This window comes from Pseudomonas sp. Os17, from assembly GCF_001547895.1.
In the GTDB taxonomy this organism is placed as follows: Bacteria; Pseudomonadota; Gammaproteobacteria; order Pseudomonadales; family Pseudomonadaceae; genus Aquipseudomonas.
Map to the genome: position 1 here is coordinate 1,302,340 of NZ_AP014627.1, position 20,099 is coordinate 1,322,438.

The following is a 20,099-nucleotide window of genomic DNA, read 5'->3' on the forward strand; positions in this document are numbered from 1 at the left end:
ATGGGTTTCAACCTTTCCGCCTGGGCGTTGCGCAATCGCCAGATCGTCCTGTTCCTGATGCTGTTGCTGGCCATTGTCGGCGCCTTGTCCTACACCAAGCTGGGTCAGAGCGAAGACCCGCCCTTCACCTTCAAGGCCATGGTGATCCGCACCAACTGGCCCGGGGCCACGGCCCAGGAAGTGTCGCGCCAGGTCACCGAGCGCATTGAAAAGAAACTGATGGAAACCGGCGAATACGATCGCATCGTTTCCTTCTCCCGCCCCGGGGAATCCCAGGTGACCTTCATCGCCCGGGACTCGATGCATTCCAACGAGATTCCCGATCTCTGGTACCAGGTACGCAAGAAGATCAGCGATATCCGCCAGACCTTGCCGCCGGGCATCCAGGGTCCGTTCTTCAACGATGAGTTCGGCACCACCTTCGGCAATATCTATGCGCTGACGGGCAAGGGCTTCGACTACGCCGTGCTCAAGGATTACGCCGACCGCATCCAGATCCAGCTGCAACGGGTCAAGGACGTGGGCAAGGTCGACCTGCTGGGCCTGCAGGACGAAAAGATCTGGATCGAACTGTCCAACGTCAAGCTGGCGACCCTGGGACTGCCGTTGGCGGCGGTGCAGCAGGCGCTGGAGGAGCAGAACGCCGTCTCCACCGCCGGGTTCTTCGAAACCCCCAGCGAGCGGGTGCAATTGCGGGTATCGGGCAATTTCCAGACGGTGGAGCAGATTCGCAATTTCCCGATCCGGATCGCTGACCGTACCTTCCGCATCGGCGATGTGGCGGAGGTGCGCCGGGGGTTCAATGATCCGCCGGCACCACGCATGCGCTTCATGGGCGAAGACGCAATCGGCCTGGCGGTGGCGATGAAGGAAGGCGGCGACATCCTGGTGCTGGGCAAGGCCCTGGAAGGCGAGTTCTCGCGCCTGCAGAACAGCCTGCCGGCAGGGATGGAGCTGCGCAAGGTGTCCGACCAGCCGGCGGCAGTGAAGACCGGGGTCGGCGAGTTCGTGCGGGTGCTGGCCGAGGCGCTGATCATTGTGCTGCTGGTGAGCTTCTTCTCCCTCGGCGTGCGTACCGGGATGGTGGTGGCCCTGGCGATTCCCCTGGTGCTGGCGATGACGTTCGCCACCATGTACTACCTGGGGATCGGTCTGCACAAGATCTCCCTCGGTGCTCTGGTGCTGGCCCTGGGGCTGTTGGTGGACGACGCGATCATCGCGGTGGAGATGATGGCGATCAAGATGGAGCAGGGCTTCGACCGGATCAAGGCCGCCAGCTTTGCCTGGACCAGTACCGCCTTCCCCATGCTCACCGGCACCCTGATCACCGCCGCAGGCTTTTTGCCGATTGCCACGGCCCAGTCCGGCACCGGCGAGTACACCCGCTCGATCTTTCAGGTGGTGACCATCGCCCTGGTGGCTTCGTGGATCGCCGCCGTGGTGTTCGTCCCCTACCTGGGAGAGAAGCTCCTCCCGGACCTGGCCAAGATCCATGCCGCCAAGCACGGCGCCGAGTCCAACCCCCACGGTACGCCGTTTTATCAGCGCGTGCGCCGCGTGGTCGGCTGGTGTGTGGAGCGGCGAAAGACCGTGATCGTCCTGACCATCCTGGCGTTTGTCGGCTCGGTCGTGCTGTTCCGCTTCGTGCCGCAGCAGTTCTTCCCGGCCTCGGGACGCCTGGAACTGATGGTTGACCTGAAGCTGGCGGAGGGCGCGTCCCTGAGCAATACCGCCGACGAGGTCAAGCGTCTGGAGGCGATGCTCAAGGATCACCCGGGCATCGATAACTACGTGGCCTATGTGGGCACCGGTTCGCCGCGTTTCTACCTGCCGCTGGACCAGCAACTGCCGGCCACCAGCTTTGCCCAGTTCGTGGTGCTGGCCAAGTCCATCGAGGAGCGGGAAAGCCTGCGGGGTTGGCTGATCTCCACCCTCAATGAACAGTTCCCGGCCCTGCGCTCGCGGGTCACGCGGCTGGAAAACGGTCCGCCCGTGGGCTATCCGGTGCAGTTCCGGGTCACCGGCGAGCACATCGAGGAGGTTCGAGCCCTGGCCCGCAAGGTGGCGGCCAAGGTGCGGGAGAACCCCCATGTGGTCAACGTGCATCTGGACTGGGAGGAGCCGAGCAAGGTGGTTTACCTGAACGTCGATCAGGACCGGGCCCGGGCCCTGGGCGTCAGCACCGCCAACCTGTCGAAGTTCCTGCAGAGCTCACTGATCGGCTCCACCGTCAGCCAGTACCGCGAGGACAACGAGCTGATCGAGATCCTCCTGCGGGGTACCCGGCAGGAGCGCACCGAACTGGCATTGTTGCCGAGCCTGGCGGTGCCTACCGACAACGGCAAGAGCGTGTCGCTGTCCCAGGTGGCGACCCTGGAGTATGGCTTCGAGGAAGGGGTGATCTGGCACCGCAACCGCCTGCCCAACGTCACGGTACGGGCCGATATCTACGGCAAGGAACAGCCGGCGACCCTGGTGCAGCAGATTCTGCCGACCCTGGAGCCGATCCGCGCCGAACTGCCGGATGGCTACCTGCTGGAGGTGGGCGGCACCGTCGAGGACTCGGCCCGTGGCCAGAACTCGGTGAAGGCGGGCGTGCCACTGTTCATCGTGGTGGTGCTGACCTTGCTGATGATCCAACTGCGCAGTTTCTCGCGCACGGCCATGGTGTTTCTCACCGCGCCCCTGGGGCTGATCGGGGTCACCCTGTTCCTGCTGGTGTTCCGCCAGCCGTTCGGCTTCGTGGCCATGCTCGGGACCATTGCCCTGTCGGGAATGATCATGCGCAACTCGGTGATCCTGGTGGACCAGATCGAGCAGGACATCAAGGCCGGGCACACGCCCTGGGATGCGATCATCGAAGCCACGGTACGGCGTTTCCGGCCCATCGTGCTGACGGCCCTGGCGGCGGTGCTGGCGATGATCCCGCTGTCGCGCAGCGTGTTCTTCGGGCCGATGGCGGTGGCCATCATGGGCGGGCTGATCGTGGCGACGGCGCTGACCCTGCTGTTCCTGCCGGCACTTTATGCGGCGTGGTTCCGGGTCAAGAAAACCTAGCAAGCGCTGCGCAGGGTTGCATCCAGCAGGAGCCGGCTTGCCGGCGAAGAGGCCTTGAGGCCGGCGTCTGTCGGCAGACGCCTTCGCCAGCAAGCTGGCTCCTGCAGGTGAGGGGAAGGTCTTACAGGGTGCCGAAGACTTTCTTGGCCAGGCTGGTGGCCGCGGCCGCCGGGTTCTGGCGAATGGCTTCTTCCTGCTTGCCGATCATTTCGAACAGGCCATTGAGGGCTTGCTCGGTCACGTAGCTTTCGATGTTGGCGCTCTTGGCATCCAGCACACCCAGGGTCGCGGCCTGGCCGGCGAAGGAGTTGTACTGCTTGGCCAGACCCACCTGGTCGGTGGCTTGCTTGACGATCGGCAGGAACTTGGCGCGGATCTGCTCGCGGCTGCTCTTGTCCAGGTACTGGGTGGCAGAGTCCTTGCCTCCGGCGAGAATGCCCTTGGCGTCCGCCACGGTCATTTTCTTCACCGCATCCACCAGCAGCGCCTGGGCTTGCGGCACTGCCGCTTCAGCGGCCTTGTTCATGCTGGTTTCCAACTGATCGACCTGGTCACCCATGCCGAACTGTTTCATTTTCTTCGCCACTTTGCCGAGGTTGCCCGGCAGTTCGATGCGCACATCGGGGTTGTTGCTGAAACCGCCAGGGGTCCCCAGCTGTTTCACGGCGATCTGCGCACCTTGGGTCAGGGCGTCCTTGAGGCCGCCGCTGGCGTCACCCTGGGACAGGTCGCTGAGGGACAGGGCCAGAGCACTGGCGGAGATCATCAGGCCAGCGCACAGGCTGGTGAAGCGGAGCGAAGTACGGAGCATGGCGGCTTCCTTGGACAATGAGAGTTAACGTACAGCGTCGACACGGAGTTTCAGCGGCTGGGGATCCTTGCCGTCCAGATTGACTCCGTTGTGTTCGGTGGTGATGAACATCAGCTTGCCGTCCAGTTCGATCCGCGCACTGACCGCGTAGCGGTGGCCTGGCTTGACCTGGGCCGGGTCGTAGCTGAGGTGGAAGGGCAGCGGCACCTGGCCCTTGATCGGACCGTTCTGCTCGGCCAGGACTTGCGCCGGCGCATCTGCCAGGGACACGTCCTGCAGGCTCACGCTCAGGGTGGCGGTGGGCGGCAGGGCGATGCGCTGCAGGTAGAAGACTTCACCATCGAGGCTGGCCTTGGCCGCAGGCTGCATGGCTTGGCAGGCGCCGAGCAGCGCAGTGGCTGCCAGCAGGGTGAGTTTTTTCATTGCGGATCTCCGTATCGGGGGCGCCGCAGATTCTGCGGCGCCGATAAGAATCTAGTCGCTTTGCACCGGTGCCGCGAGCTGCTCGGCGGCATCTTCGCTGCGGTGCAGGGCGACCTGGCGGATCGACAGGCGAATCTCCGCCGGCAGCACGCGCTTGGCCGCGCCTTCGGCCAGGTCCCCCAGCAGTGGGTGGTAGCTCAGCTTGCCGGCTTCGTCGCGGCGCAATACGTCCTGGTCCAGCAGGGTCTGGATGAAGTGGCGGAACAGACTCTTGTCGAAGAACTCCGGGGCATTGAGGCCATGCAGGATCGACAGGCGCTGGGCCATGACCGTGCACAGGTCTTCCAGCTCTTCGGCGCTGATGCTGTTCTGGCCACTGTTGAGCAGCAGGGAAATGGCCATGTAGAAGCGTTGCAGGGTCTGGGCGATGCTCTTGGACAGCAGCGTCAGCAGGACAAAATGCCGCGAGCTGGGCGCCGGGCGCAGGTACAGGTCTTTCTCGAAACGCAGCAGGCCCTGTTCGACGAAGGCCTCCAGCCATTGATCCACCACCGCGTCGAGTTCCTCCAGCGACCAGCGAATGAACAACTCCGCCTGCAGGTAGGGATACAGCGCCCGGGTGTAGCGCAGGATCTGTTCGCGGCTCATGCGTGACGAGCTCTGGAAGAAGCTCGCCAGCAGGGCCGGCAGGGCGAAGATGTGCAGCACGTTGTTGCGGTAGTAGGTCATCAGGACGGCGTTCTGCTCGTCCAGGTAGAGGATCTTGCCCAGGGCGTCGCTTTGCTCGGCCAGCAGGTCCATGTCCTTGACGTGCTGGATCAGCGCCCGGCCATCGCCTTCCGGCAAGGTGGTGTGGGGCGAGTAGGGCACGCGGCGCAGCAGTGCCAGGTACAGGTCCAGGACCCGGGCCATGGCGCGTTCGTCCAGGGCCAGGCGGCTGGTGGAGAGCAGGGCCAGGGCCACCAGGTTCACCGGGTTGATCGCCGCGGCTTCATTGAGGTGCTGGGCCACCCGCTCGCCCAGGCGGTTGGTGGTTTCGTTGAGCCAGGCCGGGCGGTACTGCGGGCCCAGCTCCTGGGAGCGCCAGTCCGGTTGCTCCTGGTCGAGGAACTCCGCCAGCTTGATCGGTTCGCCGAAGTTCACCGCCACCTGGCCGAAGCGCTGCTTGAGGGCACCGATGACCTTGAAGATGTCGAAGATCGACTCCTTCTTCTTGCTCGCGCCGCGCAGTTCGCCCAGGTAGGTGCGGCCTTCCAGGACCCGCTCGTAGCCGATGTACACCGGCACGAAGACGATGGGCATGCGCGACGAGCGCAGGAAGCTGCGCAGGGTGATGGCCAGCATTCCGGTCTTGGGCTGCAGCATGCGCCCGGTGCGCGAACGCCCGCCTTCGACGAAGTACTCCACCGGGAAGCCCTTGGTGAACAGGGTGTGCAGGTATTCGTTGAACACCGAGGTGTACAGCGGGTTGCCCTTGAAGGTGCGGCGCATGAAGAAGGCCCCGCCGCGGCGCAGCAGGCTGCCGATCACCGGCATGTTGAGGTTGATCCCGGCGGCGATGTGCGGCGGCGTCAGGCCGTTGCGAAACAGCAGGTAGGACAGCAGCAGGTAGTCGATATGGCTGCGGTGGCAGGGCACGTAGATCACTTCGTGACCCTGGGCGATCTTCTGCACGCCTTCCAGATGGTTGACCTTGATCCCGTCGTAGATCTTGTTCCAGAACCAGCTGAGCACCACTTCCAGGAAGCGGATCGCGGTGTAGGTGTAGTCCGAGGCGATCTCGTTGCCGTAGCGCAGGGCCTGGGCCTTGGCTTTTTCCGGGGAGATCTTCTCGCGCTCGGCCTCGTCGAGGATCGCCTGTTTCACCAGGGGCTGGTTGAGCAGGCCCTTGACCAGGTTACGTCGGTGGGAAATGTCCGGGCCGATAACCGCGGCCTTGAGGTTGCGAAAGTGCACCCGCAGGATGCGCTGGGCCATGCGCACGGTGCGTTCGTGGCCCTTGTTGTGTTCGATCAGTTCCCGCAGGTTGATCGGCGCGGAGAACTGCACCCGGGTCTTGCGTCCCAGGATCATGATGCTCAGCAGCCGGCGCAGGCGCCCGGTGACTGCCCAGCTGTCGGCGAACAGCAGTTTCCACGGGCTCGATTCACTGTCCGGGGACTGGCCCCAGAACACGCTGACCGGAATGATCTGCGCGTCTTCGGCGGCGTTCTGGGCCAGGGCGCTGACCAGTCGGGTCAGGGTCGGCGGCGCGCCGCGCTTGTCCTGGCGGCCGAGCCAGTCGGGCTCCGGGGTCAGGTAGAAGAAGGCCGCAGGCTCCAGCAGATTGCCCACCGACACCGGCAGCACCGGGCGTGGCAGCCCGGCCTTGGTGCATTCGCTATCGACCACGGCCAGGTCAGTCAGGGACGGGTTTTGCAGGACGTAGAACACCGGCCGGCTGCGGTCGAGGTCGAGGGTGAAGGACGACTGGTTGATGGTTTCCGAGCGCACCCAGAGGTACAGCAGGCGGCGCAAGGTGCCAAACACGAGACGGCGGATCGGGGAGCGGGTCATACGGCTTCTGCGTGAGTGAATATGTGGATGAACACAAAACCGAGCAACTGCTCGGGGCCGGTAGTGTGCCGGATTCGCCGAAAATCGGCAAAAAAGCGCCGAAACAAGATTGAGTTGAGAGTTTTTACGCCTGTCATATACTCGGCCGACTCTCTCGCGGCCGTGTTGCCTCCTGTCATAGAGACACAGGTCTGGGGAAAGTTCTCAAGGTTTGGTTGCAGTGCGCCAATCCAATAATAAAAAAATGAGGTATGGATTCATGACTACTCGTGAGACCGGCAACGTGAAGTGGTTCAACGACGCCAAGGGCTACGGCTTTATCCAGCGTGAAGGTGGGGCGGACGTGTTTGTCCACTATCGAGCGATCCGTGGCGAAGGCCACCGCTCCCTGACCGAAGGCCAGCAGGTGGAGTACGCCGTGGTCGAAGGCCAGAAAGGTCTGCAAGCCGAAGACGTCGTCGGCCTGTAACCAACCCGGTAGGAGCTGGCTTGCCAGCGAACAGGGGCACTGGCGATGCAAGCTTTGGCGGCGCCTTCGCCGGCAAGCCGGCTCCTACGGGTTCAATGTTCAGGCGGTGCGCCAGGTAATCTCTTCTTCACCGTCGGCGCTGATGCGAATCCAGCGATCGGCCGACTCTTCACCTTCTTCCTCGACCCAGCTGCCCGGTGCGCAGCGCACTTCCACGTTCAAGGCGGCAAAGGCGGCGCGGGCGCAGGCGATGTCGTCATCCCATGGGGTCTGGTCGCTTTCCAGGTACAGGCTGTTCCACTTGCCCACCGCTTTGGGCAGCCAGGTCACTGGCACGTTGCCTGCGCTGCATTTGTAGGTCTGGCCTTTCTGCACCCAGTCGCTGCAAGGGCCGAGCACGGCACCGAGCCAGGCGGCGATGGCCTTGTAGTCGACGTCGGCGTCTTTCAGGTAAATCTCGATATCGGGCTGGCGCATGGATGTCCTCATTGCCGGTCTGAAAAATCCATTCGCGGATTTCTTCGACCCCGGGCCGCTGCCCGAAGTCGTGGGTTCTAGTGGGGTTTATTGCAGCACGAAGTAATCGTAGCGCATCGACACGCTGACCTCGAAAGGCTCGGCCTGCTCGATCACCGCGGCCCGGCGTTCGGCGCTGGCGCGCCAGCCGTGAGGGGTCATGGCCAGCAGGTTGGCGCGATCTTCCGGGCGTTCCAGGCACAGCTTGAACGCCAGGGTTTCGCTGTGGGCCAGGGCCATGCCTTCAGGTACCAGGGCCAGGTGCTTGTCGTCGGTGTACTCGCGCACCTCGTCGTACAGGCGCTCGCGCAGCTCCATCAGGTGACCGCTGGTGGGGCCGACTTTCATCAGCCCGCCGCCGGGGCTCAGCAGACGCTTGGCTTCCTGCCAGTCGAGGGGGCTGAAGACGCTGGCGAGGAACTGGCAGCTGGCATCGGCCAACGGAATGCGCGCCATGCTGGCGACCATCCAGGTCAGTTGCGGCGCGCGGCGGCAGGCGCGTTTCACCGCTTCCCGGGAAATATCCAGGGCATACCCGTCGGCGCCAGGCAAGGCCTCGGCCAGTTGCGCGGTGTAGTAGCCCTCGCCACAGCCGATGTCGACCCAGCGCTGGGGTGCGCGTTCCGCCGCCAGTTCTGCCAGGCGCCGGGCCACCGGGGCGTAGTGCCCGGCGTTGAGGAAGTCGCGGCGGGCCTCGACCATGGCCTGGTTGTCACCCGGGTCACGGCTGTTCTTGTGCTGCACCGGCAGCAGGTTCAGGTAGCCCTGGCGGGCCCGGTCGAAGCGATGCCCGGCCGGGCAGGCCACGCCGTTGTCCACGGCATTCAGCGGGGCGCTGCAAAGAGGACAGGCGAGCATCAGGCAAGCAACTTGACGAGAGTCTGGTAGTAGATCTCGGTCAGCACATCCAGGTCGCTGGCCAGGATCCGCTCGTTGACCTGGTGGATCGTGGCGTTGACCGGGCCCAGTTCCACCACTTGGGTGCCCAGGGTGGCGATGAAACGACCGTCGGACGTACCACCGCTGGTGGACGCCTTGGTCTCGCGGCCGGTGACCTGCTTGATGCTGGCCGAAACCGCGTCCAGCAGGGCGCCGGGTTCGGTGAGGAATGGCAGGCCGGACAGGGCCCAGTCCACGTGCCAGTCCAGGCCGTGCTTGTCGAGGATCGCCGCGACCCGCTGCTGCAGGCCTTCCACGGTGGATTCGGTGGAGAAGCGGAAGTTGAACACCGCCACCAGATCACCGGGGATCACGTTGGTGGCGCCGGTGCCGGAATTAAGGTTGGAGATCTGGAAGCTGGTGGGCGGGAAGAAGGCATTGCCGTCGTCCCAATGCTCGGCCGCCAGTTCCGCCAGGGCCGCTGCCGCCAGGTGGATCGGGTTCTTGGCCAGGTGCGGGTAGGCCACGTGGCCCTGTACCCCGCGGACCGTGAGCTTGGCGCCGAGGGAGCCGCGACGGCCGTTCTTGACCACGTCGCCCACCAGGCTGGTGCTCGAAGGCTCGCCGACGATGCACCAGTCCAGGCGCTCCTTGCGTGCTGCCAGGCGTTCCACCACCGCCTTGGTGCCGTGGTGCGCCGGGCCTTCTTCGTCGCTGGTGATGAGGAAGGCCACCGAGCCCTTGTGGTCCGGGTAGTCGGCGACAAAGCGCTCGGCGGCCACCAGCATGGCGGCCAGACTGCCTTTCATGTCCGCCGCGCCACGGCCGCAAAGCATGCCGTGTTCATCGATCAGGGCTTCGAACGGATCGTTCTGCCAGGCCTGGACCGGACCGGTGGGCACCACGTCGGTGTGCCCGGCGAAGCACAGCACCGGGCCGTCATGCCGGCCATGGGTGGCCCAGAAATTGTCCACGTCCTCGATGCGCATCGGTTCCAGCTTGAAGCCGGCATCGCCCAGGCGCTGCATCATCAGCTTCTGGCAGTCGGCGTCGACCGGCGTCACCGAGGGGCGGCGGATCAGATCACAGGCAAGTTGCAGGGTCGGCGAAAGCTCGGCGTGGGCCGTCATGGGTAACTCCGGTGCAAGGCAAGATCAGGCGCGGCTCTTTTCTTGTTGTAGCAGCGAGCAAGCTCGCGATGGACTCAAGAGCGGCGCAGAGCCTCAGGTGCTTGCGTCATTCTTGACATCTATCGCGAGCAGGCTCGCTCCTACAGGGAGAGCTGCGGGCTAGGCGCGCAAAATGGCGGATATCTTAAAGCAAAACGGCGGCCTGAGGCCGCCGTTTAGTGCTTTGCATCGATTTAGGCGGCTGGAGCCGGCTCGGGGTGTTCCGCAGGTTTTGGCAGCGACGAAAGGAAGGCCATGACCAGTGCCGCCACATAAGGCAGCGACTGCACCAGGAGCATGGTCACCCAGAAGCGCATGTCGTTGCTCGGCAGGCCCTGCACCAGGAAGATCCCCAGCGCCGCGCCCCACAACAGCAGCATGATGAACAACTCTTCCCGGGCTTCGGAGATCGCCACCCAGAAGCCGTGGTTATCGGCGTTCTTCGGGGTGCGGAAGAACGGGATGCTGCTGGTGAAGAAGCCGTACAGCACCGCCTTGGCGATGGTGTGGGACAAGGCCAGGCCCGCCAGGGCCGCACAGAACGCGTCCTTGAGGTTGACCCCCACCGCCCTGCGGTAGAGGAAGATGATCTTGCCGACCTTGAACACGAACAGCGCCAGCGGCGGGATCGCGAAGATCAGCAGCGGCGGGTCGACCCGTTGCGGCACGATGATCATCGCCGCCGACCACAGCAGGGCGCCGACGGTGAAGAAGATGTTCATGCCATCCGCCACCCACGGCAGCCAGCCCGCGAGGAAGTGGTAGCGCTGGCCGCGGGTCAGCTCGGTGTCCTTGCCGCGCAGCAGGCTGGCGGTGTGGCGCTTGATGATCTGGATCGCGCCATAGGCCCAGCGGAAGCGCTGCTTCTTGAAGTCGATAAAGGTATCGGGCATCAGGCCCTTGCCGTAGCTTTCGTGGTGGTACGCCGCCGACAGGCCCTTCTCGAACACCCGCAGGCCCAGCTCGGCGTCTTCGCAGATGCACCAGTCGGCCCAGCCCAGCTCTTCCAGCACTGTGCGCCGGGTCATGGTCATGGTGCCGTGCTGGATGATCGCGTCACGGTCGTTGCGGGTGACCATGCCGATATGGAAGAAGCCCTTGTACTCCGCGTAGCAGAGCTTCTTGAAGGTGCTTTCGTTCTGGTCGCGGTAGTCCTGGGGCGACTGCACGATGGCGATCTTCGGATCGGCGAAGTGCGGCACCATGTGTTTGAGCCAGTTGCGGTCGACGCAGTAGTCGGAGTCGATCACCGCGATCACTTCGGCATCCTTGGCGGTGTGCGGCAGCAGGTAGTTCAGCGCACCGCCCTTGAAACCGGCCAATGGCGCGACGTGGAAGAACTTGAAGCGCGGGCCCAGGGTCTCGCAATAGGCCTGCACCGGCTCCCAGACCGCCGGGTCCTTGGTGTTGTTGTCGATGATCAGGACTTCGAAGTCCGGGTAATCGAGGTTGGCCAGGGCATTGAGGGTCTGTTTGACCATCTCCGGCGGCTCGTTGTAGCACGGCACGTGGATCGAGACTTTCGGCCGGTAGCTGGAGTCGCCTTCCACCGGCAGGAACTCGCGCCGGCGCTTGTGGATCCACACCGCCTCGGCCAGCTCATGGGCCTCGGTGAGCAGCACGATGAACACCCCCAGCGCACCGAGCGCGAGGAGAAAGCCCACGGTCAGGCTGAACCAGGTGCTGTATTGCTGGCTGTAGTCGTAGCCGATCCACACCAGCACCGAACCGCAGAGGAAGGCGATGAAGGTCAGGAAGGTGCGGCCACGCTGGCGCAGGGCCGAGCCGTCGATCATCAGCAGGGTCAGCGACAGCAGCGCCAGCACCACCGAGCCGATGGCCAGCACCCGCCATTGCGGGATCGCCACTACCGGGCCTTCGAAGTTGAATTTCTGCTGGCGCGCGGCGTTGAACACGCCCCAGTAGGCGCCCACCGAACCTTCGTCGCTGGCCTTCCACGGCTGGTCGAAGGCTTCGATGACGAAGTAGTTGTAGCCCTGGCGGTTGAGCTTGTTGACCAGGGTGCGCAGGTAGATCGCCTGGTCCGCCGGACTGGCGTCGGCGCCACCGCGCATGCGGCCGTTGCTCGGCCAGCCCACTTCGGACAGCAGCAGCGGCTTTTTCGGGAACATCTTCTTCAGGTCGCGGGCGCGATCGAGGACGAACTGCTGGGCCTTGTCCACCGGGATGAACTCCCAGTACGGCAGGATGTGCGCGGCGATCAGGTCGACGTGCTTGGCCAGCTCCGGGTGTTCCTCCCAGACGTGCCACTGTTCCGAGGTGGTCACCGGGACTTTCACCGCAGCGCGGACCCGGTCGAGAATCACCGACAACTGGTCGGCGGTGATTTCCTTGCGGAAGATCGCTTCGTTGCCCACCACTACCCGCACCACGCTACGCGAGCTGTTGGCCAGTTCGATGGCGCGCATGATTTCCCGCTCGTTGCGCTCCAGGTCCGGGCTGATCCAGATGCCCAGGGTCACGCGCAGGCCGAACTCTTCGGCCAGCTTGGGAATATCCTGCAGGCTGCCATCCACCGAATAGGTACGGATGTTGTCCGTCAGCTTGCTCATGATCTCCAGGTCGCGACGCATTTCATCGTCGGACGGGTACTGGTCCTTCTGCGGGAACTGGCCCTGCTGGAAAGGCGAGTAGGAAAAACCGGAGATCTGTTCCGGCCAGTCGGGGGCCGAGACCGGGCGATTGATCAGCGCCCAGAAGCCGGTGAACAGCGCGGCAATGGCCAGCACTATCACCAGGTTGAGTCCAAATTTACGCGATGACATAGCTATTTCGGGTTCCAAAGGGTGTGGAACGAGGGAAGGGTTGGCAGGCGCCAAACGGCGGGCATCCTACACCGGCCCTCAACTGAGCGTACAGCGCACAGAGGAAAGCCAGACCTTGGGCACTGTAATTGCGTTTAAGTTCTTTACTTGTAGCTGGCGGCTTAAAACTTGTCGCTTCCCAGCCCTATAATGCGCGCCGGTTTTTTAGGTGATGGTCATGAGTACAGAAGATCCACGGTTTGCCGGCGTCGCTCGTTTGTATGGCATTGAAGGCCTGGAGCGGCTGCGGGCGGCCCATGTGGCGATTGTCGGGGTCGGCGGTGTCGGTTCCTGGGCGGCGGAAGCCATTGCCCGCTGCGGGGTGGGCGAGATCTCGCTGTTCGACCTCGACGATGTCTGCGTCAGCAACAGCAACCGGCAACTGCATGCCCTGGACAGCACCGTGGGCAAGCCCAAGGTCGAGGTCATGGCCGAGCGCCTGCGCGGCATCAATCCGGACTGCCGCGTGCATGCGGTGGCGGATTTCGTCACCCGCGAGACCATTGCCGAATACATCACCCCGAACATCGACTGCGTGATCGACTGCATCGATAGCGTGAATGCCAAGGCGGCGCTGATCGCCTGGTGCAAGCGGCGCAAGATCCAGATCATCACCACCGGCGGCGCCGGCGGGCAGATCGACCCGACGCTGATCCAGGTCTGCGACCTGAACCGCACCTTCAACGATCCATTGGCCTCCAAAGTGCGCTCCACGTTGCGCCGCGACTATGGTTTCTCGCGCACCGTGACCCGGCATTACAGCGTGCCCTGCGTGTTTTCTACTGAGCAACTGCGTTATCCGAAACCCGATGGCAGCATCTGCCTGCAGAAGAGCTTTGTCGGCGACGGGGTCAAGCTCGACTGCGCCGGTGGTTTTGGCGCGGTGATGATGGTGACCGCGACCTTTGGCATGGTGGCGGCGACCAAGGCGGTGGACAAGATCGTTGCCGGCGTGCGCCGCCCGTCCGAGCGCAGCAAGCCCCTGTAGCCGCTGCCGCAGGCGGCGAGCGGCCCGGCGGGCCGTGGTGGCTTGAGGTCGCTGGAGGTCTGGCGGGAGAGCGCCAGGCAAGGTCCTGCGGACCTTTTCGCAGCCTCGCAGGCTCGGCAGCGGCTACAGGGGGCCGGCCAGTTCGTTCATGCGCTGCAGCACCGCGTTCAGGCCGTTGCTGCGCGATGGCGAGAGCTGGCGCGACAGGCCCAACTGATTGAACCAGTCCGCCAGGTCCACCTCGCGCAATTGCTGCGCCGTCAGGCCGTTGACCCGCGCCAGCAGCAAGGCCACCAGGCCGCGAATCAGCCGCGCGTCGCTGGCGGCGGCAAATTGCCAATGATCATTTTCCAGGCTCGCCACCAGCCAGACCTGGCTTTCGCAGCCGTGCACCCGATTGGCTTCGACCTTGTCGGCCTCGCTCAGGGCTGGCAGGCGTTCGCCCCATTGCATCAGCAGGCGTGCCCGCTGTTCCCAGCCGGCAGCGCCCTGGAACACCTGCAGGGCGGCGACGGCATCCGCCGGCAGGCTCATCGCAGCAACTCCAGGGCCTGATCCAGGGCCTCGAAGAAGCGCTCCAGGTCTTCGGAGTCGTTGTACAGCGCCAACGACACCCGGATCGCTCCGGCCAGCCCCAGGCTTTTCATCAGCGGCATGGCGCAGTGATGCCCGGCGCGCACGGCAATGCCCTGTTCGGTCAGCAGGTGCGCCAGGTCGGCGTTGTGCACGCCGTCCACGACGAAGCTGACCAAGGCCAGTTGCGGGGAGCCCAACAGGCGGATGCCGTTGCGTGCCTGCAAGCCCTGCAACAGATAGGCGTGCAACGCGGCTTCGTGCGCCGCCACTGCCGACTGATCCAGGCCGCCGAGGTAATCCAGGGTCGCACCCAGGCCGATGACCCCGGCAATCGGCGGGGTGCCGGCCTCGAAGCCCAGCGGCGCCGGGCGGAAGCTGGCGTGATGGTAGTCGGCGTTCTGGACCATCTCGCCACCAAACTGCCAGTGGCGCAGCCCCTTGAGCGCCTCGTGGCGGCCAAAGAGCACACCGACCCCGTCCGGGCCGTAGAGTTTATGGCTGGAGAACACATAGAAGTCGCAGCCCAGGGCCTGCACGTCATGGCGGCCATGCACCACGCCCTGGGCGCCGTCGATCACGGTCAGTGCGTCCCGGGCCCTGGCCATGGCCAGCAGCGGGCTCAAGGGCTGCCAGGCACCGAGCACGTTGGACAGCTGGCTTAGCGCCAGCAGCCGCGTTCTCGGGCCGATCAGGTGGCCGGCCGCCTCGATATCGATCATGCCGTCGGCATCCAGCGGCAGGACGATCAGCTTGAGTTGACGACGTTCGGCCAGTTGCTGCCAGGGCAGCAGGTTGGCGTGGTGTTCCAGGGCGCTGATGACGATTTCATCGCCCGCTGTGAATTGGTGTTCCAGGCCGTAGGCCAGGAGGTTCAGCGCGGAAGTGGCGCCGTGGGTGAAGATGATCTGTCCGCTGTCACCGGCATTGAGCCACTGGCCGACCTTGCTGCGGCTGTCTTCGAAGGCCTGGGTGGCGTGGGCGCCGGGCAGGTGTTGCGCGCGATGCACATTGGCCGCGCCATTGGCGTAGTAGTGGGCCAGGGCGTCCAGCAGGGCTTGGGGTTTTTGCGTGGTGGCGGCGTTGTCCAGGTACGTCTGGTCCTGGCGATGCAGGGCGGCGATGGCCGGGAAGTCGGCGCGCCAGGGGGAGGCTACAAGCATGGTGGCAGAACTCGTTTGAACAGGCCGGGCGCCGATGATAAGCGCCCGGCCGGTTCCAGTGAAACCGAATCGCTGCTTAGTTGTGAGCGTGCAGCGCTTCGTTCAGCTCGATGGCCGACTTGTGGGTCTTGCACTCCACGGCGCCGGTTTCCGAGTTGCGGCGGAACAGCAGGTCCGGCTGGCCGGCCAGTTCCCGGGCCTTGAGCACCTTGACCAGCTGGTTGTTCTCGTCCAGCAGCGCCACCTTGGTGCCAGCGGTCACGTACAGGCCCGACTCCACGGTGTTGCGGTCGCCCAGGGGAATGCCGATACCGGCGTTGGCGCCGATCAGGCAGCCTTCGCCGACCTTGATCACGATGTTGCCGCCACCGGACAGGGTGCCCATGGTGGAGCAGCCACCGCCCAGGTCCGAACCCTTGCCGACGAACACGCCAGCCGATACACGGCCTTCGATCATGCCCGGGCCTTCGGTGCCGGCGTTGAAGTTGACGAAGCCTTCGTGCATCACGGTGGTGCCTTCGCCGATGTAGGCGCCCAGGCGGATCCGCGCGCTGTCCGCGATACGTACGCCGCTCGGCACCACGTAGTCGGTCATTTTCGGGAACTTGTCCACCGAGAACACTTCCAGCAGCTCGCCGCGCAGGCGGGCTTCCAGTTGACGCTCGGCCAGCTCGCCCAGATCGATTGCGCCCTGGCTGGTCCAGGCCACGTTCGGCAGCAGCGGGAACACGCCGGCCAGGCTCAGGCCGTGTGGCTTGACCAGGCGATGGGACAGCAGGTGCAGCTTCAGGTAGGCCTCTGGAGTGGAGGTCAACTGAGCGTCTTCGGCCAGCAGGGTGGCTACCAGCGGCTTGTGGCTTTCGGCCAGGCGGGTCAGCAAGGCAGCCTGGGTGGCGTCGATGCTCTTCAGCGCATCGGCCATCTGCGCGGCCTGGGCGGTGGTGAAGGTGATGGCCTGGTTGCCTTCGCTGTAGCCGAGGATCGGTGCGACAGCGGCAACGATTTCGGCGGCAGGATTGAGCAGTGGCGATGCGTAGAACACTTCCAGCCAAGCGCCTTGACGATTTTGGGTGCCGACACCGAATGCCAGGCTGAACAGGGTAGTGGACATGCAGTTACCTCTTGCGAAATTGAGTGAGCAGGCTTACTTGAGCGCCGCTGCGTAAAGGTCTGGCTTGAAGCCAATCAGGGTCTTGTCTCCGAGATCGAGCACCGGGCGCTTGATCATCGAAGGTTGCGCGAGCATCAGTTCAACGGCTTTCGCCTGGTCGAGATCGGCTTTGCTTTCGTCATCGAGTTTGCGAAAGGTCGTGCCTGCGCGGTTCAACACCACCTGCCAACCGTGCTCGTCGCACCATTGGTTCAGGTGCTCACGGTCAATGCCGGAGGTTTTGTAATCGTGGAAGTCATAGCTGACAGCGTGTTCATCGAGCCAGGTGCGCGCCTTTTTCATGGTGTCACAGGCTTTGATGCCGAAAAGGTGCAACGTTTTACTTGAAGCGGTCAAGGAATTGCCCCCTTTGGAGATGCTGGAGATCAAAGGTCACGGATTATGCCACGACCGCAGCGCTTCGGCGCCGGCCTGAAATCGGCTTTGTCGCAGGTTGTTGCGTGGCAGGGTGCGGGGCTTGCGACTTATGTGCAGCGGTCAGCGCCAAGTTTAAGCGGCTAATATGGCACTTCGTCGGCGATTCTCAGCTGAGATGCGTACGATTTTTCCTGTTGAGCCTTGGATTTTCGCTTTATGCAAACCGCCTATACCGTCCTCATCCTGCTGATGCTGGTGAGTCTTTCGCGACTGGTCGGACGGGTGATTCCGCTGCCCTTGCCCTTGCTACAGATTGTCGCCGGCGCCTTGCTGGCCTGGCCGACCCTGGGATTGCACGTCGCCCTGGACCCGGAGCTGTTCCTGTTCCTGTTTCTGCCGCCGCTGCTGTTTTCCGATGGCTGGCGCATGCCCAAGCGCGAATTCTGGCGTCTGCGGGGACCGATTCTGACCCTGGCGGTGGGTTTGGTGCTGTTTACCGTGGTCGGTGCCGGCTACTTCATTCACTGGCTGTTGCCGACCATTCCTCTGCCGGTGGCTTTTGCCTTGGCGGCCGTGCTGTCGCCCACCGACGCCGTGGCGGTGTCGGCGATTTCCCAGAATCGCCTGCCGACCCCGCTGATGCACATGCTCCAGGGCGAGGCCCTGATGAACGACGCTTCGGGCCTGGTGACCTTCAAGTTCGCCCTGGTGGCGGCCGTGACTGGGGTGTTTTCCCTGGCCAATGCCAGCCTGACCTTTGTTCTGGTAGCGGTGGGCGGGCTGGCGGTCGGCGTGGCCCTGAGCTGGTTGGTGGGGCGCCTGCGGGCCTGGATGATCGCCCGCGGCTGGGACGACCCGGCGACCCATGTGGTGTTCATGCTGCTGTTGCCGTTTGCCGCCTATGTGCTGGCCGAGCGCCTGGGGGCCTCGGGCATTCTCTCGGCGGTGGCGGCGGGGATGATGCAGAGCTGGCTCGACCTGCTGCCGCGCCAGACCAGCACCCGGCTGCTCAATCGCAGTGTCTGGTCGCTGCTGGAATTTGCCTTCAACGGCCTGATTTTTCTGCTCTTGGGCCTGCAACTGCCGGACATCGTCAAGGCCGTGGTCAGTCACGAGACCTCGCTCTGGCCGACCCTGTTCTATCGCTGCCTGGATGTGCTGGCGATCTTCCTGGTGCTGTTGGTGTTGCGCTTTATCTGGGTGCAGAGCATCTGGCGTCTGTCCGGGCTGCTGCGGCGCTGGCGCGGCAAGGGCGAGCTGACCCTGGTGCCCACGGCGCGTTCCTGCTGGCTGCTGACCGTGGGTGGGGTACGTGGGGCGGTGACCTTGGCCGGTGTGATGTCGGTGCCTTTGTTCCTGGGCGCCGGGGAGGCATTTCCCGAGCGTGACCTGCTGATCTTTATCGCCGCCGGAGTGATTCTGCTGTCCCTGGTGGCGGCCTGCATTGCCCTGCCGCTACTGTTGCGCGGCATTGTGAAGAGCCCCGACGACAAGCGCCGCGGTGAAGTGCGCGATGCCTGGCGCAAGACTGCCGAGGCAGCGATCCATGCCCTGGAAGCCGAGGAGGTGGCCGAAACCAGTGAGGTTCCGGACGCGGCGCAAGCGGCGCTGGCCACCGAGCTCAAGGGACGCTTGATGGCTGAGTACCGGCATCAGTTGGAGGTCTACAACGACTCTGCCGAGGCCCAGGCCCTGGCCTTGCAGATGGACTTGCTGGAGCGCCGCCTGCGGCTCAAGGCCCTGCGTGCGCAACGGCTGGAGCTGTATCGCCTGAGCCGACATCACCAGATCGGTGACGATGTGCTGCGCGAGGTGTTGGCGGACCTGGATTTGAGCGAGGCGAATCTGGGGCTGGTGAAGTGAACGGATGACGCTTTTGCCGGCAAGCCGGCTCCTGCAGGGAGGGTGCAGGAGCCGGCTTGTCGACGAAGGGGCTCAGGCCCGACGCAACACGAAATCGCGAATCCGCTCGGCGGCTTCCACGCATTCCGCCAGCGGCGCGACCAGCGCCATGCGCACCCGTCCGGCGCCCGGGTTGGTGCCGTCCACATCCCGCGACAGGTAGGAACCCGGAACCACGGTCACGTGTTCCTGCTCGAACAGGTCGCGGCAGAAGGCGGCGTCATCCCCGGCCACGTTCGGCCACAGGTAGAAGCTGCCGTCCGGGCGTTGTACGTCCATCACGGGGGCGAGGATCGCCAGCACCGCGTCGAACTTCTCGCGGTACAGGGCGCGGTTGGCGCGCACGTGCACTTCATCGTTCCAGGCGGCGACGCTGGCCAGTTGGGTCTGCACCGGCATGGCGCAGCCGTGGTAGGTGCGGTACAGCAGGAAACCCTTGAGGATCTCGGCGTCGCCGGCAACGAAGCCGGAGCGCAGGCCCGGCAGGTTGGAGCGCTTGGACAGGCTATGGAACACCACGCAGCGCTTGAAGTCCTTGCGGCCCAGTTCGACACAGGCGCTGAGCAGGCCCGGCGGTGGGGTCTGCTCGTCGAAGTACAGCTCGCTGTAGCACTCGTCGGCGGCGATCACGAAGTCGTGTTCGTCGGCCAGGGCGATCAGTTTTTTCAGGGTGTCCAGCGGGATCAGCGCGCCGGTGGGGTTGCCCGGGGAGCACAGGAAGAGGATCTGGCAGCGCTGCCAGATCTCGGCCGGTACGGCGTCGAAATCCGGGTTGAAGCCGTTTTCATCCAGGCACGGCAGGTAGTGCGGCTTGGCTCCGGCGAGGAAGGCGGCGCCTTCGTAGATCTGATAGAAGGGGTTGGGGCTGACCACCAGGGCGTCTTCGCCGCGGTTGACCACAGTCTGGGTGAAGGCGAACAGGGCTTCGCGGGTGCCGTTGACCGGCAATACGTTGCGCGCCGGGTCGATCCAGCCGGTCGGCACGCCGAAGCGGCGCTCGCACCAGGCACCAATCGCTTCACGCAGCGCCGGGATGCCCAGGGTGGTGGGGTAGACCGCCATCTGATCGAGGTTGCTGGCCAGGGCTTCGGCGACAAAGCTCGGCGAGCGGTGCTTGGGCTCGCCGATGGACAGGGCAATCGGGCGCTTGTCCGGGTTGGGCGTCACGGTGCCGAGCAGGGCCCGCAGCTTTTCGAACGGGTAAGGCTGCAACTGGTTCAGAGCGTTGTTCATCGGTGCG

At 64.4% G+C, this 20,099-nt stretch carries 16 protein-coding genes; 4 read left to right on the plus strand and 12 right to left on the minus strand.

Annotated features, from left to right (window positions below; genetic code table 11):
* Nucleotides 1-3,057 (plus strand): efflux RND transporter permease subunit, encoded by a 3,057-nt coding sequence (locus POS17_RS05795; RefSeq protein WP_060837746.1) that lies wholly within the window; start codon nucleotides 1-3, stop codon nucleotides 3,055-3,057.
* 121 nt (nucleotides 3,058-3,178) lie between these two features.
* Here the strand turns inward: POS17_RS05795 and POS17_RS05800 are convergent, their stop codons facing one another.
* The 3 genes from POS17_RS05800 to plsB are packed head-to-tail and all read right to left on the minus strand — an operon-like array spanning nucleotide 3,179 to nucleotide 6,847.
* The gene (locus POS17_RS05800; protein WP_060837747.1) at nucleotides 3,179-3,868 is read right to left on the minus strand and encodes a DUF4197 domain-containing protein; all 690 of its coding nucleotides are present in this window, start codon (nucleotides 3,866-3,868) and stop codon (nucleotides 3,179-3,181) included.
* 24 nt (nucleotides 3,869-3,892) lie between these two features.
* Nucleotides 3,893-4,291 carry a YbaY family lipoprotein gene (locus tag POS17_RS05805; RefSeq protein WP_060837748.1) on the minus strand — a complete coding sequence of 133 codons (399 nt, stop codon included), beginning with the start codon at nucleotides 4,289-4,291 and terminating at the stop codon, nucleotides 3,893-3,895.
* Between the two features lie 51 nt (nucleotides 4,292-4,342).
* The gene (plsB, locus tag POS17_RS05810; protein ID WP_060837749.1) at nucleotides 4,343-6,847 is read right to left on the minus strand and encodes a glycerol-3-phosphate 1-O-acyltransferase PlsB; all 2,505 of its coding nucleotides are present in this window, start codon (nucleotides 6,845-6,847) and stop codon (nucleotides 4,343-4,345) included.
* A gap of 259 nt (nucleotides 6,848-7,106) precedes the next feature.
* Here plsB and POS17_RS05820 point away from each other — a divergent pair, with 259 nt between their 5' ends.
* Entirely contained in the window at nucleotides 7,107-7,316 is a 210-nt protein-coding gene (locus tag POS17_RS05820) for a cold-shock protein (RefSeq protein ID WP_011059510.1), read from the plus strand.
* Between the two features lie 99 nt (nucleotides 7,317-7,415).
* Here the strand turns inward: POS17_RS05820 and POS17_RS05825 are convergent, their stop codons facing one another.
* The 4 genes from POS17_RS05825 to POS17_RS05840 all read right to left on the minus strand — a co-directional run bounded on the left by POS17_RS05825 (nucleotide 7,416) and on the right by POS17_RS05840 (nucleotide 12,666).
* Entirely contained in the window at nucleotides 7,416-7,793 is a 378-nt protein-coding gene (locus POS17_RS05825) for a hypothetical protein (protein WP_060837751.1), read from the minus strand.
* A gap of 87 nt (nucleotides 7,794-7,880) precedes the next feature.
* Nucleotides 7,881-8,690, minus strand: coding sequence for a putative RNA methyltransferase (locus POS17_RS05830; protein ID WP_060837752.1), 810 nt, complete (start codon nucleotides 8,688-8,690; stop codon nucleotides 7,881-7,883).
* Entirely contained in the window at nucleotides 8,690-9,841 is a 1,152-nt protein-coding gene (gene dapE / locus POS17_RS05835; protein WP_060837753.1) for a succinyl-diaminopimelate desuccinylase, read from the minus strand. Before dapE ends, POS17_RS05830 begins: the two co-directional genes overlap by 1 nt.
* Before the next feature lie 233 nt (nucleotides 9,842-10,074).
* Nucleotides 10,075-12,666, minus strand: coding sequence for a glycosyltransferase (locus POS17_RS05840; protein ID WP_060837754.1), 2,592 nt, complete (start codon nucleotides 12,664-12,666; stop codon nucleotides 10,075-10,077).
* Between the two features lie 211 nt (nucleotides 12,667-12,877).
* On the opposite strand from POS17_RS05840, the gene tcdA reads away from it, so the two are divergent.
* Nucleotides 12,878-13,693, plus strand: coding sequence for a tRNA cyclic N6-threonylcarbamoyladenosine(37) synthase TcdA (gene tcdA, locus POS17_RS05845; RefSeq protein WP_082729825.1), 816 nt, complete (start codon nucleotides 12,878-12,880; stop codon nucleotides 13,691-13,693).
* A 123-nt stretch (nucleotides 13,694-13,816) separates the two neighbouring features.
* On the opposite strand, the gene POS17_RS05850 is transcribed toward tcdA, so the two are convergent.
* The 4 genes from POS17_RS05850 to POS17_RS05865 form a co-directional block, all read right to left on the minus strand.
* Nucleotides 13,817-14,227, minus strand: a complete 411-nt coding sequence (locus tag POS17_RS05850) for a SufE family protein (protein ID WP_060837756.1) — start codon at nucleotides 14,225-14,227, stop codon at nucleotides 13,817-13,819.
* Entirely contained in the window at nucleotides 14,224-15,429 is a 1,206-nt protein-coding gene (locus tag POS17_RS05855; RefSeq protein ID WP_060837757.1) for an aminotransferase class V-fold PLP-dependent enzyme, read from the minus strand. Before POS17_RS05855 ends, POS17_RS05850 begins: the two co-directional genes overlap by 4 nt.
* A gap of 76 nt (nucleotides 15,430-15,505) precedes the next feature.
* Nucleotides 15,506-16,540: a 2,3,4,5-tetrahydropyridine-2,6-dicarboxylate N-succinyltransferase gene (gene dapD / locus POS17_RS05860; RefSeq protein WP_015634328.1), complete on the minus strand. Its 1,035-nt coding sequence runs from the start codon at nucleotides 16,538-16,540 to the stop codon at nucleotides 15,506-15,508.
* 33 nt (nucleotides 16,541-16,573) lie between these two features.
* Nucleotides 16,574-16,936 carry an ArsC family reductase gene (locus tag POS17_RS05865; RefSeq protein ID WP_011059519.1) on the minus strand — a complete coding sequence of 121 codons (363 nt, stop codon included), beginning with the start codon at nucleotides 16,934-16,936 and terminating at the stop codon, nucleotides 16,574-16,576.
* 237 nt (nucleotides 16,937-17,173) lie between these two features.
* Here POS17_RS05865 and POS17_RS05870 point away from each other — a divergent pair, with 237 nt between their 5' ends.
* The gene (locus POS17_RS05870; protein ID WP_060837758.1) at nucleotides 17,174-18,820 is read left to right on the plus strand and encodes a Na+/H+ antiporter; all 1,647 of its coding nucleotides are present in this window, start codon (nucleotides 17,174-17,176) and stop codon (nucleotides 18,818-18,820) included.
* A 72-nt stretch (nucleotides 18,821-18,892) separates the two neighbouring features.
* Here POS17_RS05870 and dapC read toward each other — a convergent pair whose 3' ends face one another.
* Complete coding sequence (gene dapC / locus POS17_RS05875; RefSeq protein ID WP_060837759.1) at nucleotides 18,893-20,092, minus strand: succinyldiaminopimelate transaminase; 1,200 nt, start codon at nucleotides 20,090-20,092, stop codon at nucleotides 18,893-18,895.
* Nucleotides 20,093-20,099: the final 7 nt, after the last annotated feature.